A 15,235-nucleotide genomic window follows, 5' to 3' on the forward strand; every position below is an offset into this window, starting at 1 on the left:
AAGAGTGAAATTATAGCTGTTAAATCTTAAAAAATCTTTATTTTTCTATAAAATAAAAGCGATATAATTGCGAAAAATTATTATATTTGAATAAGGACAGAGCAAATGGCACAAGTTGCAGAAAATATTGGATGTCAAAATAGAGAATGTATTGCAAAAGATGAATGTAAACGTCAGCTTATTGCAAAAAACGGAACAGCAGTTGAAATCAAAGAGTTTGGTGGTACTGCTGAGAAAAAATGTGGAAAATTCCTTCCAATAGACTAATGAAATACTTTTTACTCTCTTTCATTTTTCTTTTTAGTGCATGTAGTATTAAAAACTATGAGCATACAGAGAGTAAAATCGTAACGATTAAAACTCCAAAATTAAAATTTTCAGATATAGGTTATTTACGACATAGTGACAAAGCTCTCGAGTTAGAGCTTTTTGTTGCTGGACATGTTTTTAAACGAATCAATATCAATCATCTGATTTGCGTGAGTGATGAAGGATGTATATCTAAAGAGGGGTTTAACAGTGAGTACCTCAATAGTGCATATCCTCCAAATTTACTGCAAAATATACTTTTGGGGCATAGAATCTTTGATGGAGTAAATCTGACAAAGAGTTCTTTTGGATTTACACAGCGTATTCTCACACAGGATGTAGATATTAAGTATGTTGTAAAAGCAAAAGAGGTCTATTTTAAAGATAGAAAAAATCATATACTATTTAAAATTAAGGATATAAGTCGATGAGCAGTAAATTTGTTGGCGCACATGTAAGTGCAAGTGGAGGTGTTTACAATGCACCGTTAAATGCGATGGAGATAGGGGCAAAGGCTTTTGCTCTCTTTACAAAGAACCAAAGACAGTGGGTTGCAAAGCCATTAGAGAGCGAAACGATAGAGAAGTTTCAAGAGAATTTGGTAAAGAGCGGTATAGAGCCAAAGCATATATTGCCACATGATTCTTATCTTATCAATCTAGGGCATCCTGAGAGTGAAAAACTGGAAAAATCTCGTGCAGCATTCATCGATGAATTGGAGCGTTGTGCGCAACTTGGACTGGACAGGCTTAACTTTCATCCAGGAAGTCATTTGGTCAAAGTAAGTAAAAAAGATAAAGAGAATCCTGAAGTAATGCAGCCAATAGAAGATAAATGTTTGGATGTAATCGCAGAATCCATCAATATCGCACTTGATAAAACAAGCGGAGTAGCTGCAGTTATAGAAAATACGGCAGGGCAGGGGAGTAACCTTGGCTGGAAGTTTGAGCATATTGCACATATTATTGACAAAGTAGAAGATAAAAATCGTGTAGGTGTCTGTATCGATACTTGTCATATGTTTACAGCGGGTTATGATATCAGAACACGTGAAGCGTACGATAAAACATGGAGTGAGTTTGATAGGATCATAGGCTTTCAATACTTGATGGGAATGCACATCAACGACTCAAAACCGCCACTTGGTTCTCACGTGGATAGACATCACTCTTTAGGAAAAGGAGAGATTGGTTTGGATGCTTTTAGATTTATAATGAATGATGAGAGAATGGATGATATTCCTTTGATACTTGAGACGATTGATGAGAGCATCTGGGCAGAAGAGATTCAGCTTTTATACTCTTTTGAGAATAAATAGTGTAATATGGTTGCACTAATTTTTTTGGGAGAGATGAAAATGAAAAAAGTAGCACTGTTGTCTCTGGTGGCAAGTTCAATTTTAATGGCAGGTGGGTATAAGATTCCAGAGACGTCAACAAATGCGGTAGCACTGGGTGCTGCAAATGTTGCGCACAATCAAAACAATGCAGATGCAGCATACTACAATCCTGCAAAAATGGTCTTTATGTCTGATGAAAATCATATTGAGGCTGATATAACTTATATTGGGCTTGATAAGGTTAAATGGAAACCAGTAGCAGGCAATGAAATTCAATCTGAAAGTGAAGATTTTGTAATTCCGACTCTTCATTATGTTTCTGGGGCCCTTGGGGATAATGGTGCTAGAGTTGGTGTAAGTATTGTTGCTCCTGGTGGGCTTTCTAAGCGTTGGAAAGATGCTCCTGCTGTATATAAAGCAGAAGAATTTACATTAACAACTATTGAAGTAAATCCGACAGCAGCTTTTAAAATTAATGATAAGTTGGGTCTGGCAGTTGGTTTTAGAGTGATTTATTCAGAAGGAATAGTAAAAAGTACTTCTCCTATAGGTTCTCGATATATGGAAGGAGATTCAATAGATTATGGTTATAATTTAGCTTTGGCTTATAATCCTACATCTGACATAGAATTAGGTTTAACATATCGTTCAAAAATTAATTTAACTGAAGAAGGAAATGCTAAACTTTATTCGGATGCAGGTAGTACTAAATTTTATGATGGGTGGTCAACAGTCTCTATACCATTACCAGCAGCATTAGACATAGCAATAGCATATACGTTGCCAACAAACACTACATTAGAAATTGTATATGAAAAAACATATTGGTCTGCATATAAAGATTTAAATTTTGATTATACAGTTCCTATGCCTGCAGCATTTGATGCATCTATACCAAAAGACTGGAAAGATACTAACACATTTCGTTTCGGTCTTACACAAGAGCTTGATGACCTGACTCTTATGGCAGGTTTAGTAATTGATGAGAGTCCTGTACCAAATAAAACTATCGGCTTTGAACTTCCAGATACGGACTCAACTGCAGTCTCTTTAGGTGGACGTTATAAAATCAATGAGAGTATTGATGTAGGTCTTTCAGCACTTTATTCTATGCATGAAAATAGAACCATTAGTGCATCAGATGCAAATGACAATGGTCTTGTTGGAGGGTTTAGTGATGGAAACATCTTAATCATCTCTGCGGGGCTAGGTTATAAATTTTAAGGAAATATTTGAAGACATTAGTTAATTTTTTAAAGACAAAGGATGTAGCAAAGTCAGATATCTTTATACACCTTAAAACAAGTGTGGCAGAGGCAAATATCCTTCGCCATATCGCTCAAAAATATGTTGAGGGACAGGATGATGTTCTTGTACTTTCACTTTTGGAAGAGCTCTACAAAGATGATGGATACAAACATTTGAATCATCTCATCGAAGTAAAAAACCTTTTGGAACTCGGCTGGTTGCATCAGCAGAGTTTCACTCCTATCAAAATCTCAGAAGTAACACCACTAGAGCTTCTAAATACAGCAGTAGGACTTACACCGAGTTTTTTAAAACTGCTACAAGATGGTACATTAGATTTGGATTTGCCAGATGTGAAGCCTTATGCAGACCATTTGGAGTATCTACAAGACCAGTTTTTTAGAATAGAGTTGTATCAAAAGATGTCTGTTATTCGTCAAAATGTGCATGAGCACTCTTTAGGCATTGACAGACTCCAAAACAAGCTCAAACTTTTAGAAAAACGTATTGAAGAGAGAGTGGAACAGACTTCAGAAAATCTTGTACTTGACAAGTTCTTTAAACAAAAAAAGATGAACAACTATGAGCAGGTTATCTTCATCGCACTTCTGCGTGAGGAGTACAGTGCAACAGATGCATCTCTGCGTGAGATGAACACATTGATAGAGCTGATTTCTATCGATGAGTATGAGAGAATTAAAAACCGCTCACTCTTAGAAGAGGGTTCTCACTTGCTGAGCAGTGGTATTATCGATTATGAAGAGATGCTGAATCCTTTTGGTGGAATTTCCCGTTCTTTCTACATTGTGGACGATGTGCTCCAAAGTATCATTCATCCGCAAAAGACGAAAAAGGTAACACGACTCAAGCTGAATGCTCTTGTAGAGGAACAGGATATCTTTGAGCTAATCGACAGTGAGACATCCTTGGAGGATGTTGTGCTTAACAGTGAAACAAAAGAGACGCTTGAAAATCTTATGAAACAGGTTGATAAAGAGGTTGTAAATCGTCTTGTAAAATGGGGTATAAAAAGTAAAAAAAGCGGTATCGATGCACGCATTATTTTTTACGGTCCGGCAGGAACAGGAAAGACGATGACGGCTTACTCTCTGGCAAAATCGCTCAAGCGTCAGGTATTGGCATTTGATTGTTCAAAAATTCTTTCTATGTATGTGGGTGAGAGTGAAAAAAACGTACGTAAGATTTTCGATACTTTTTACGAACTGAGTGAGAAGACAAAAACAGAGCCGATTTTACTACTAAATGAAGCGGATCAGTTTTTAGGAGCAAGAAGTTCTGGGAATATTACAGGTTCAGATCAGATGCACAACCAGATGCAAAATATCTTCTTAGAACAGATTGAGAATTTTCGAGGCATGCTTATAGCAACAACCAACTTGCTTGAAAATATTGACAAAGCTTTCTCACGTAGATTTAACTACAAGATAGAGTTTAAAAAGCCAAATAAAGAACAAAGACTTGAGCTTTGGAACAAAATGCTACCAAAGAGTGCACCATATGAAGATGGTTTCGATGTTACAAAACTTGCGGAGTATTCACTAACGGGCGGACAGATAAACTTAATCGTTAAAAATACGGCATACAAAGTAGCTGTTAGAGAAGAGCCTCTTTTCACATTTGAGGATTTTATAGATGAAATTCGTAGAGAAAGAGATGCAAATTTCGACAGTGAAAAGTCTATGGGATTTTTAAATAAGTAAATTTTTCATCTACTAACGATTCGCTAACATTAGTATGTAACAATACAACATAACAAACCAAAGGAGTTATGATGAAAAAAGTAGTGATAATAGCTTTATCTCTTATTGCAACGGTTGCAATGGCTAAAGGTCCAAGTGGCGGTGGCGGCATGGGTGGTGGAAGTGGCTACCGTTCAGGCGGCGGTGGCGACAGTTCACAGATGAATCAAAACCAATACGAACATCAGTATAAATACCAATATAAAGGCTTAAAAGAACAAGGTAGTGGCTCTGGAAAAGGTCAAGGTGATGGTTCTGGGCAAGGTTCTAAGTCAATGCAACAAAACAGAACGCAGTCACAAAATATGGTACAAACCTATTAATTAAAATAAACAAGAAGATGACTTAAATATCTTTTTTAAGTCATCTTTTATCTCATTTATATTACAAAATTACACACATTTTCTCTCATTTAAAAAGCTGTGTTGCGATAAGTGACATTTTCAATATCTTCTAGCTTATAAAACTTTTTTTTAATACTCTTTTTGATATAGTGCAGTAACTGTTTTTTCTAAATGCAAAAGCATACAAGCCATTAACACAGGCTGTTTATAAGCGTTAGAAGACAAATATTAAGAAGAGTTATATTTAACATAAATATTGCTCTTAATTTAAAAGGTAGGTTATATGGATCATATAGTGACTTCGAATCCGTATTTTGGGGTATTTGTACTATTTGTAATTACATTTGGTGCATTTATGGCTACGACTGTAATCGCTCGTTTGGCGAGTCGCGCGTTAGCTGCAAAAGATAGTGAAAAGATTAAGCTTTCTGTTTATGAATGTGGACCAGAAATCACAAAACAACCAAATAGAGTGTCGCCACAGTTTTACCTGTTCGCACTGCTTTTTTTACTCTTTGATGTTGAGATTGTGTTTATGTTTCCATGGGCAGTTGACTTCAAAGTTTTAGGTTGGTTTGGATTTGCTGAGATGATTATGTTCATCTTATTATTGGCAATCGGTTTCGTATATGCATGGAAAAAAGGAGCGCTAGAATGGCACAACATAAAGTAAATTATACACAAGACGGTGGACTTCCGGTTGCACTGACTTCTATTGACAAGATTGTAAACTGGGGGCGTTCAAATTCACTTTGGGCATTAACATATGGTCTTGCTTGTTGTGGTATTGAGATGATGGCATCAGGTGCATCTCGTTTTGACTTTGACCGTTACGGAACGATCTTCCGTGCGTCTCCTCGTCAGGCAGATGTTATGATTGTAGCGGGTACGCTTACAAAAAAACATGCTGAGTTCATTAAGCGTCTGTATGACCAAATGACAGAACCAAGATGGGTTATCTCTATGGGTTCATGTGCAAATACTGGTGGAATGTTCAATACTTACGCAACTGTTCAGGGTGCAGATAGAATTATTCCGGTTGATCTGTATCTTCCTGGTTGTGCTCCTCGTCCTGAGACACTTCAGTATGGTGTAATGTTACTACAGAAAAAAATCCGTGCAAATAAAGCCGGAAATGCACAAAAAGCGAAGAGGTTAATGTAATGAGAGCGTATAAACCTAAAGATGATGTACAGGCAAAAGCCTACTATACAGATAGATACTATGTAGCACCACAGGTTCCAAAGCAGGACGTTGATTGTGATGAAGTGTTTGCAGCTGACTTAGAGGCTATCAAAGCAAAGTTTGAAGTAAAAGACGCATACATTCAAGTAGAGCAGATGGTAATCTACATCAATCCACATGATATTTATGGTGTGTTAGAGTTGATGCGCGATGAACTTGAGTATACACAACTCTCAGAGATGAGTGCAATCGATTGGCTTGCAAAAGACAATACATTTGAGATCTTTTATCAAATGCTTTCTATGACAAAACGCAAACGTATCCGTGTAAAATATTTTATTGAGAACGGTCAGGCAGTTGATTCTGTAGAGAAACTTTTCCGTTCTGCTGACTGGTCAGAGCGTGAGATGTATGATATGTTTGGAATCGAAGCAAATGGACATCCGTTTATGAAAAGAATCCTTATGCCTTATGATTGGCAAGGACATCCACTTCTTAAAACTTATCCGTTAGAAGGTGACGAGTTTGCTGCGTGGTATGAAGTAGATAAGATCTATGGAAAAGAAGCACGTGATATCATCGGACCTGAACTTCGTGATACAGCAAGAGTTGACAGATATGACTCTGAGCGTTTTGCTCGCCTTGGTTTTGAAGTACCAAAAGGAACTGAGATTACAGATGATATGGAACCTACAGTTCAAGAGTATCAAGAAGATGGTGGAGTATTCCTAATTAGAAAAGTAGATAAAGAGTCATCAAAAGTTATTGATGATCCTCAAAGATAGGGTGGTAGAAATATGGCACAAGTAAAAAACAGATTAACACCGTTTTTTGAAAACATTACATTTGACAGAGAAGATAATGAACTCATTCTTAACTTCGGTCCACAGCACCCTTCTGCTCACGGACAGTTACGTCTTATGCTTCATCTGCAACAAGAGCAAATCGTAAAAGCACATCCGGATGTTGGATATCTTCACCGTGGTATGGAGAAGATGGCTGAGAATATGATCTATAACGAGTTTATGCCTACTACTGACCGTATGGATTATATCGCTTCATCTTCAAATAACTATGGTTTCGCACTTGCAGTTGAGAAGCTCATCGGTCTTGAAGTACCGCGTCGTGCGAAAGTAATTCGTATGCTTCTTTTAGAGATCAACCGTTTGATGTCTCACCTTTTCTGGTTGGCAACAACTGCGCTTGATATCGGTGCAATGACAGTATTCTTATTTGCTTTCCGTGAAAGAGAGTACTTAATGGATATTATTGAAGGGTATTGTGGAGCACGTTTAACACATGCTGCGATTCGTATCGGTGGTGTTCCTTTGGATATTCAAGATGACTTTTTACATCAGTTAAGAGTTTTCTTAAACAAACTTCCACAAAACATCAAAGATTACGAAGATCTACTTGATAGCAACCGTATCTGGAGAATGAGAATGGAAGAGGTTGGTGTGATACCGACTGAAATGGCACTCTCTTGGGGCTGTACAGGTCCAATGTTAAGAGCTTCTGGCGTTGCATGGGATATTCGTAAAGAAGAACCATATGAGCTTTATGATGAAGTAGAGTTCAATGTTCCTTGGTCTGACAAGGGTGATAACTTCGCACGTTACCGTATCTATATGGAAGAGATGAGAGAGTCTGCGAAGATTCTTTATCAATGTATAGAGATGTATGAGAAGTGTGAAAAAGATGGTCAAACTGAGCTTATGGCACATGCGCCTAAATATATCTCAGCACCAAAACTTGACATTATGACACAAAACTACTCTTTGATGCAGCACTTCGTTCTTGTAACACAAGGTATGAGACCACCGGTTGGTGAAGTGTATGTACCGACAGAGTCTCCAAAAGGTGAACTCGGTTTCTACATTAACTCTCAAGGTGGACCGTATCCATACAGACTCAAACTTCGTGCGCCGTCATTCTGGCATACAGGAATCTTAACTGACCTTTTACCAGGTCACTATATTCCGGATGTTGTATCTATCATTGGTACTACAAACATCGTATTTGGAGAGGTTGACAGATAATGAAAAGATATGATTTAAGACATTTAAAAGATAATTTTGAACCTCGTATGAAAGAGATTTTAGAAGAGAAACACAAGCCGACTGAGACTTTGATTTTTCTTTTTGAAATAGGTGACTTTACACCGATTCAGCGTTCAGCTGATTTGGTAAAAGAGTGTGGGTATGAGTTATATAACTCACTGAAGTTTAACGAAGTCGACTGGACTATCGTAGTTAAAAAATAGGGATTTAATGTGAGTAAAGTCTATTTTTCTACTTGGAAAGGTGAGTCTATAAATAATATAGGCAAACCTGAAGAAGAGTGGGAAGAATCAGCTTATAACCTGCCGGCACAATACGACGATCATCGTGACTCTAAAGCTTTTATTGGCTGGGACGGTGTTGCACTCTTTCATGAAGATGTGGATGTTATTCGTCTTGCTATGGAGTATGCTGCACAGTATCAAGAGTATAGTGAAGCATGTGGTAGATGTGCACCTGGGCGTTGGGGTGGTCGTATTTTATATGACGTACTTGATAAAATCGCTCGTGGTGAAGGTGAAGTAGCTGATTTGGACCACTTGAAAGAGATTGGTAAAAGTATGCAAGTCACGTCAAAGTGTGAGATTGGTAAAACTGTACCAAATCCTATCCTTGACTTGATGACACACTTTGAAGATACATTCTTAGAGTGTATCAATGAGAAGAAACAATCAAAACATTATGAAGAGAGTATCGGTTATATTGCAAAAATCACGGCTCCTTGTACAGATGCGTGTCCAAGCCATGTTGATATTCCTGCATATATTGAGGGTGTAAGAGACCTGCGTTTTGATGATTCTCTAGAAGCTACACGTCAGACTATGCCGCTTGCGCATGTTTGTGGTCGTGTTTGTCCACACCCATGTGAAGATGCATGTCGTAGAACAAATCTGGATGAGCCTATCTCTATTATGTCACTTAAGCGTCTTGGTGCTGACTGGGAGACGGACCATGGATTTGACTTTTTCCATCCTATGGAGAAAAAACCGTCAATTGATAAGAAAATCGCCGTTATCGGTGCAGGTCCTGCAGGACTTACAACGGCTTACTACGCTGCTGCAGAGGGAATCGATGTAGATGTTTACGAAGAACTTCCTGTTCTTGGTGGTGAGGTAACAGTTGGTGTACCTGAGTACCGTATGCCTTGGGATAAGTACGAAAAAGATATCGAATGTGTAAAAGATCTGGGTGTGAACTTTATCACAAACCGTAAAATCACAGCTGATGATATGCGTAAGTTTGAAAAAGAGTATGATGCTGTTATGGTAGCTACAGGTACTCGAATCTCTAAAAAAGTTCGTTGTGAAAATGAGCGTGAAGAGATTAAGGGTTACTGGGGTGCTATTGATTTTCTTGACTGGGTAAACCTTTATGAGAAGTTTGATATAAAAACGCCAAAATCAGTACAAGAGCAGCAGATGCTAAGCCAAGACTTTGTTGACTTGACTGGTAAAACAGTTGTCTGTGTTGGTGGTGGATTTACTTCGATGGACGTTGTCCGTTGTGCGATTCGTGCCAATGCGAAAAAAGTCTATATGGTTTATCGTCGTGACGAGAAGACAATTATTCGTAATACAACCTATGAAGAGTATCATGAAGCTGTAGAAGAAGGTGTAGAATTTCTTTTCCACTCTGCGGTAAATAAGATTACAACGGATGAAAATGATATCTTGCGTGAGCTTTTAATCGACAAATTTGAACTTGTACCTGATCCTGACGGTGGACGTCCACAGTTGGTGAAAATCGAGGGTGAGTCATATACGATTGAAGCAGACTACTTGATTCCTGCTGTTTCTCAGTCAGCTGATTTAGACCTGCTTCCTGAAGAGTGGGAAATCGAGAAGACATCATGGGCTACTATCAAGACAAACGGGAAAGACTATATGACCTCACGCAAGGGTATCTTTGCTTCTGGTGACTGTGAATATGGTCCGATGACGATTGTAAATGCAGTTGGCCAGGCAAAACGTGCAGCTTCTGTAATGTCCCGTTATGTTCAAACAGGTGAGATTACGCTTACTGATGAAGAGATTATGGAAGATCACTTGGCAAAACTGAAAGTCTATGACAAGAAAGAGAAAGTTACAGGTTGGCTTCCGGGTCTTCCGCGTGAGCACTCTGCAGTTTTAACTGTTAATGAGCGTAAAGACAACAACAAAGAAGTAAATCTTGGTTTCACACAAGAGCAGGCTTTAGCTGAAGCAGAGCGATGTATGCGTTGTTATTATATCGCTATGGTTCAGGCCTAGGAGTTGATGATGAGTAATACAATTAACTTTACAATAGATGGCAAAAACGTAACAGCGAACAAAGGTGAGACAATCCTTCAAGCTGCACGCAAAAACGGTGTCTATATTCCAACAATGTGTTATATCTCAAAGACTTCTCCATGTGCATCTTGTCGGATCTGTTCCGTAGAGGTTGAGGGTGTTGATGGATTTATTCTATCATGTAATACACCACCGACTGAAGGCATTGCAGTAAAGACAAACTCTCATGAGCTTGAGCGTGAACGTCAAAACATTATGAAGCTTTATGATGTAAATCACCCTTTAGAGTGTGGTGTATGTGACAAGTCTGGTGAGTGTGACCTGCAAAACATGACGTTGGAGTTTGGTGTCACGCAACAGGAGTTCTCTGCAAAAGATCAGCTCCGCAGTGTAAAAGACTGGGGACTTATCAATTATGACCCTGCACTTTGTATCATGTGTGAGAAGTGTGTGCATGTTTGTAATGAAGTAATCGGTGATGATGCAATTGAAGTGAAATTTGGTGGATATAGCTCAACTATCATTCCAAAAGATTCCGATACACTTGATTGTACTTTCTGTGGTGAATGTATTGCAGTTTGTCCGGTCGGTGCACTTGTAAGCAGTGATTTCAAATACACTGCAAATGCATGGGAACTATCACGTGTTCCATCAACGTGTGCACACTGCTCAGCTGGGTGTCCACTAGAGTATGAGACACGTCACTCTGGTATCAATGGTGATGATTCAATTTACAGAGTAAAAAATAATTTTGAATTTGCATCACTCTGTGGAGCTGGACGTTTTGGATTTGATTTTGATGTACAAGCTGAAAAAGATGAAACAAGATTCACAGCAGCATTAGAAGCAATTCAAAATGCAAGTGCCATCCGTTTTTCATCAATAATTACAAATGAAGAGGCGCTGATTTTACAAAAAATGAAAGAGAAGCTTGGTCTGAAACTTTTTAATGAAGATGCAAGACTCTATGCTCACTTTATGAAAGCTTATGCATCTGTAAGTGGAAAACTTCACGCAAGTGCAAACCTTGAAGCGATCAAACAGGCTGATGCTATCGTTATAGTAGGAACAAGAGTCGCAACAGACAATCCTGGTGTTCGTTATGCTTTAACTACTGCAGCACGTCATAACGGTGCAAAAATCGTCTATGCACATCCTATGGAAGATGCATTGATGAAAAACACTGCAACACAGTTTATGAAGTATGAAGTAGGAACGGAAGAGGGTGTAATGGCTCTTCTTGCAAATGAACTTCTAAAAAATGCAGACCTTGATGATACAACAAAAGCCTTCTTGGATGACCTTGATTTAGGATATCTTGAAGCAGAAAGCAACGTAGGTGATGATGAGCTCTCTTTTATGAGTAAGTCGTTTATGCGTGCCGAGAAAAAAGTACTTGTAATTGGTGCTGATATGTTTGCTCACGCAAGGGCCCAAAACATTGCCAAACTCGCAGCGACAATTGAAAAATATACAGACTTCTCACTGCTTGTTGTACCAAATGAGGTGAACACTGTAGGTGCTTCACTTATCTGTGATTTAGACGTTGATGAAGATTTAAGCAGTGTTGTTGGGTATAACGCTCATGGAGAGTATATAATTGCAGCCGACGAAAATGCAGACTTAATCGTTCCAGCACTCAACCAGCAAGAGGGAACTGTTGTCAGTATTGATAATCAGGTGCTACCGTTAAATGCTGCACTTGGCTTTGATGGGTACGAGCTTAATGATATAGCATCTGCATTTGATATTGAAGCTGAGAATACGATTGATTATACAAAAGAGCTACCACAGTCTGCTGGCTTTAAAGGAGTAGAGTTTGATTCACTGGAGAACTTCTTAGGGGAGTTTGGTGAAGATGAGCGTGGTTATCAGCTTGAGAGTGTAGAGTGTGTAATGGATGGTGAACTTGAAGAGGTAGCGGAACTTCCGGAGTATAACGGAACAGTTGTCTATCAGGCAAATCCTGTATTACAGTTTAACAGCTTTACAAACAAAACGAAGCAGTTGGAACGTGACACAACTCTAAGAGGCTCTGCACAGTTTGCAGCAGCAGCGAAGATTAGTGATGGCGATGAGGTAGAGATTAGTTTAGGAGATTCGATACAAAGAAGAGTCTTTAAACTAGATGATGAGTTAAAAGGAACAATTGCACTTAACCCTACGTTTGATAGCGGTTATGATTATGGCAGTTATAGATTTCTTAAATCCAAAATAGTGAGAGTAATGTAATGAGTAAAATAGTCATAAACATTGATGGAAAAGAGATTGAGACGCAAGAGGGAGAGTATCTTTTAAATGCTGCCCGTGCGAACGATATCTTCATTCCTGCAATATGTTATTTAACGCGTTGTAGTCCAACTCTTGCATGTCGTATATGTCTTGTTGAAGCAGATGGTAAGCAGGTTTACGCTTGTAATGCCAAAGCAAAAGACGGAATGAACATTACTACAAGCACAGAGAATATTGAAAAAGAGCGTCGCGCTATTATGGAAGTTTACGATGTAAACCATCCACTGCAGTGTGGTGTTTGTGACCAATCAGGAGAGTGTGAGCTTCAAAACTATACACTTGAAATTGGTGTAGATTCACAAAGTTATGCAATCAAAGATGTAGATAGAAGTAGCCATGACTGGGGACATCTTCACTACGATCCGGGTCTCTGTATCGTTTGTGAGCGCTGTGTAACTGCATGTAAAGATATGATTGGTGATAATTCACTCAAGACTATTCCTCGTGGTGCAGATGCAATCGATGCTGAGTTCAAAGAGAGTATGCCAAAAGATGCTTATGCAATGTGGAATAAACTCAACAAATCAGTAATCGGTCTTACAAATGGAACAGATGTTCTTGACTGTACATCATGTGGTGAATGTGCTGCAGTTTGTCCGGTTGGTGCACTTGTAGATACGCATTTTATGTATAAATCAAATGCATGGGAGCTTAAGCAGATTCCTGCAACATGTGGACACTGTTCTGCAGGTTGTCAGATCTCTTATGATGTGAAGCATACAAGCATTGAAAATCCGGAAGATAAGATTTACCGTGTAATGAATGAGTGGAACTATGTTTCACTTTGTGGTGCGGGACGTTACGGATTTGATTATCAAAATGCAGATGCTGTAAAAGATGAAGTAGCATTTAACGCAGCACTAGAAGCATTCAAAAAAGCTGACACGATTGCATTCACTTCTACTATTACAAATGAAGAAGCGCTTTTACTGCAAAAGATGAAAGAGAAGTTTGGATACAAACTTATCAACCCTGAAGCAAAAGCATTCCAGACTTTTATGAAAGATTACTCTGAGATTAGTGGTACAAAACTTTACAGTTCTGACTTAGAGCGTGTACATACGACTAACTTTATCGTATCAATCGGATCAGCATTAAAAACTGATAATCCAAATGCTCGTTATGCTCTTAATAACTCTCTTACAGTAAGCAAGGGTGCAGGAATCTATTTCCATCCGGTAGCCGATCCGATTATTGAAGGTCTTGGTAAAGGAATCATGACTGTAACACATGCTCCACTGCAAGAAGAGATAGCACTTTATCTATTACTTGACCTGTTTGGTGATAAAGAACAGATGCCATCTAAAATCAGTGAATATTTAGCATCATTTCACTCTGAAAAAACAATTACAGTAACTGAAGTAGTTAAAGAGAAAGTTGTTGAAATCGTTAAAGAAGTGAAAGTGAATGAAGAGACGGGTGAAGAGGAAGAGATTGAAGTAGAAAAATCTAAAATGGTCTCTAAAAAAGTTGAAAAAGAGGTTGTTGTTGATGATAACAAACTTTTAGAGCTTTTAGGTGCAGATGATAAATTTATGGAGACTCTAGAGAAAAACCTTAAGAAAAAAGAGACTTTTGCTCTTATGGTTGGACCGGATCTCTATACACATCCAAAATCAAAAAACCTTGCACGTTTAGTTGCACTTGTTGAAAAATACACGAAATTTGAACTTGTAATGATCCCATCTCTTACAAATACACTAGGTGTAAGCCTGATTTGTGAGCTTGATGATGATAAAGGTTCTTATACTGTTGGTTACAACACGGATGGAGACTTTGTACTTTCAGCTCTTGGTGATGGTGATTTAGACATGCCGGCAATGAACCAGCAAGAGGGAACATTAACATCTGTTAATAAGCGTGTAAACCCTACAAATGCAGCGATTGGTTATAACGGTTATGAGCTCAATGATATTGCAAATGCGCTTGGCTTTGAAGCTGAGAATGTTATTGACTATACAGTAGAACTTCCAACGGCTGTTGGATTTAAGCACGAGGAGTTTGACAACCTACCAAATCATTATGAAAATGATGGTACTGAGATGCGCGGTTATGTGTTAGAAAATGTAGCAGTTACACTATCTGGTGATGAAAGTGTAGATAAATTCAGCGATGACAAGCTTGAAGGTAGTATAATCTACTTAGCTAATCCTGTGAGACAGTTCACTCCATTTACACATAAAACGACTGAACTTGATGAGGTAAGCGGTATCTATATGAGTGAGGAATTCTTGTCAAATTCTGACTTCAATGAAGGTGATACTGTGAAAATTACAACTGACAATGGTGAATTAACTGCAAATGTAGTCAGTGATAACAAAATAAAAGGTTCAATTGTAGTTCTGCCTACTTTTGATAAAAATCTAAATTCAGAGGCTCTCTTTAGCGGATATCGCTTTAGTACAGCTTCGATAGAAAAGGTGTAATA

General features: G+C 38.4%; 14 protein-coding genes. All 14 read left to right on the top strand.

Going from position 1 to position 15,235, the window contains the following annotated elements; all coding sequences use genetic code 11:
- Positions 1–105 precede the first annotated feature (105 nt).
- The 14 genes from ES948_RS10820 to ES948_RS02485 all read left to right on the top strand — a co-directional run bounded on the left by ES948_RS10820 (position 106) and on the right by ES948_RS02485 (position 15,233).
- Positions 106–267 carry a hypothetical protein gene (locus tag ES948_RS10820; protein WP_188109427.1) on the top strand — a complete coding sequence of 54 codons (162 nt, stop codon included), beginning with the start codon at positions 106–108 and terminating at the stop codon, positions 265–267.
- Entirely contained in the window at positions 267–740 is a 474-nt protein-coding gene (locus tag ES948_RS02425) for a hypothetical protein (protein WP_152183348.1), read from the top strand. The genes ES948_RS10820 and ES948_RS02425 overlap by 1 nt, the downstream gene beginning before the upstream one ends.
- Entirely contained in the window at positions 737–1,627 is an 891-nt protein-coding gene (nfo, locus tag ES948_RS02430; protein WP_152183349.1) for a deoxyribonuclease IV, read from the top strand. The genes ES948_RS02425 and nfo overlap by 4 nt, the downstream gene beginning before the upstream one ends.
- A gap of 6 nt (positions 1,628–1,633) precedes the next feature.
- Complete coding sequence (locus tag ES948_RS02435) at positions 1,634–2,872, top strand: OmpP1/FadL family transporter (protein ID WP_246153806.1); 1,239 nt, start codon at positions 1,634–1,636, stop codon at positions 2,870–2,872.
- Positions 2,873–2,880: 8 nt separating this feature from the next.
- Complete coding sequence (locus ES948_RS02440; RefSeq protein WP_152183350.1) at positions 2,881–4,617, top strand: ATP-binding protein; 1,737 nt, start codon at positions 2,881–2,883, stop codon at positions 4,615–4,617.
- Positions 4,618–4,688: 71 nt separating this feature from the next.
- Complete coding sequence (locus tag ES948_RS02445) at positions 4,689–4,979, top strand: hypothetical protein (RefSeq protein WP_152183351.1); 291 nt, start codon at positions 4,689–4,691, stop codon at positions 4,977–4,979.
- Between the two features lie 304 nt (positions 4,980–5,283).
- A complete protein-coding gene (locus ES948_RS02450; RefSeq protein WP_152183352.1) occupies positions 5,284–5,673 on the top strand; it encodes an NAD(P)H-quinone oxidoreductase subunit 3 in 390 nt (129 codons plus the stop codon).
- Complete coding sequence (locus ES948_RS02455) at positions 5,655–6,164, top strand: NuoB/complex I 20 kDa subunit family protein (protein ID WP_152183353.1); 510 nt, start codon at positions 5,655–5,657, stop codon at positions 6,162–6,164. Before ES948_RS02450 ends, ES948_RS02455 begins: the two co-directional genes overlap by 19 nt.
- The gene (locus tag ES948_RS02460) at positions 6,164–6,970 is read left to right on the top strand and encodes an NADH-quinone oxidoreductase subunit C (protein ID WP_152183354.1); all 807 of its coding nucleotides are present in this window, start codon (positions 6,164–6,166) and stop codon (positions 6,968–6,970) included. Before ES948_RS02455 ends, ES948_RS02460 begins: the two co-directional genes overlap by 1 nt.
- Before the next feature lie 12 nt (positions 6,971–6,982).
- Complete coding sequence (nuoD, locus tag ES948_RS02465) at positions 6,983–8,224, top strand: NADH dehydrogenase (quinone) subunit D (RefSeq protein WP_152183355.1); 1,242 nt, start codon at positions 6,983–6,985, stop codon at positions 8,222–8,224.
- Positions 8,224–8,448 carry an NADH-ubiquinone oxidoreductase subunit E family protein gene (locus ES948_RS02470; protein ID WP_152183356.1) on the top strand — a complete coding sequence of 75 codons (225 nt, stop codon included), beginning with the start codon at positions 8,224–8,226 and terminating at the stop codon, positions 8,446–8,448. Before nuoD ends, ES948_RS02470 begins: the two co-directional genes overlap by 1 nt.
- Before the next feature lie 9 nt (positions 8,449–8,457).
- Entirely contained in the window at positions 8,458–10,494 is a 2,037-nt protein-coding gene (locus ES948_RS02475) for an FAD-dependent oxidoreductase (protein ID WP_152183357.1), read from the top strand.
- A 9-nt stretch (positions 10,495–10,503) separates the two neighbouring features.
- Positions 10,504–12,747, top strand: a complete 2,244-nt coding sequence (locus ES948_RS02480; protein WP_152183358.1) for an NADH-quinone oxidoreductase subunit G — start codon at positions 10,504–10,506, stop codon at positions 12,745–12,747.
- Entirely contained in the window at positions 12,747–15,233 is a 2,487-nt protein-coding gene (locus ES948_RS02485; RefSeq protein ID WP_152183359.1) for an NADH-quinone oxidoreductase subunit G, read from the top strand. Before ES948_RS02480 ends, ES948_RS02485 begins: the two co-directional genes overlap by 1 nt.
- Positions 15,234–15,235: the final 2 nt, after the last annotated feature.

The organism is Sulfurimonas indica, from assembly GCF_009192995.1.
Classification (GTDB): Bacteria; Campylobacterota; Campylobacteria; order Campylobacterales; family Sulfurimonadaceae; genus Sulfurimonas; species Sulfurimonas indica.

Excerpts from the sequence above, each read along its gene's own strand:
- ES948_RS02425 (WP_152183348.1), top strand. The coding sequence starts at position 267 with ATGAAATACTTTTTACTCTCTTTCATTTTTCTTTTTAGTGCATGTAGT.
- ES948_RS02455 (WP_152183353.1), top strand. The coding sequence starts at position 5,655 with ATGGCACAACATAAAGTAAATTATACACAAGACGGTGGACTTCCGGTT.
- nfo (WP_152183349.1), top strand. The coding sequence starts at position 737 with ATGAGCAGTAAATTTGTTGGCGCACATGTAAGTGCAAGTGGAGGTGTT.
- ES948_RS02480 (WP_152183358.1), top strand. The coding sequence starts at position 10,504 with ATGAGTAATACAATTAACTTTACAATAGATGGCAAAAACGTAACAGCG.
- nuoD (WP_152183355.1), top strand. The coding sequence starts at position 6,983 with ATGGCACAAGTAAAAAACAGATTAACACCGTTTTTTGAAAACATTACA.
- ES948_RS02445 (WP_152183351.1), top strand. The coding sequence starts at position 4,689 with ATGAAAAAAGTAGTGATAATAGCTTTATCTCTTATTGCAACGGTTGCA.
- ES948_RS02470 (WP_152183356.1), top strand. The coding sequence starts at position 8,224 with ATGAAAAGATATGATTTAAGACATTTAAAAGATAATTTTGAACCTCGT.
- ES948_RS10820 (WP_188109427.1), top strand. The coding sequence starts at position 106 with ATGGCACAAGTTGCAGAAAATATTGGATGTCAAAATAGAGAATGTATT.
- ES948_RS02460 (WP_152183354.1), top strand. The coding sequence starts at position 6,164 with ATGAGAGCGTATAAACCTAAAGATGATGTACAGGCAAAAGCCTACTAT.
- ES948_RS02450 (WP_152183352.1), top strand. The coding sequence starts at position 5,284 with ATGGATCATATAGTGACTTCGAATCCGTATTTTGGGGTATTTGTACTA.
- ES948_RS02435 (WP_246153806.1), top strand. The coding sequence starts at position 1,634 with ATGGTTGCACTAATTTTTTTGGGAGAGATGAAAATGAAAAAAGTAGCA.
- ES948_RS02485 (WP_152183359.1), top strand. The coding sequence starts at position 12,747 with ATGAGTAAAATAGTCATAAACATTGATGGAAAAGAGATTGAGACGCAA.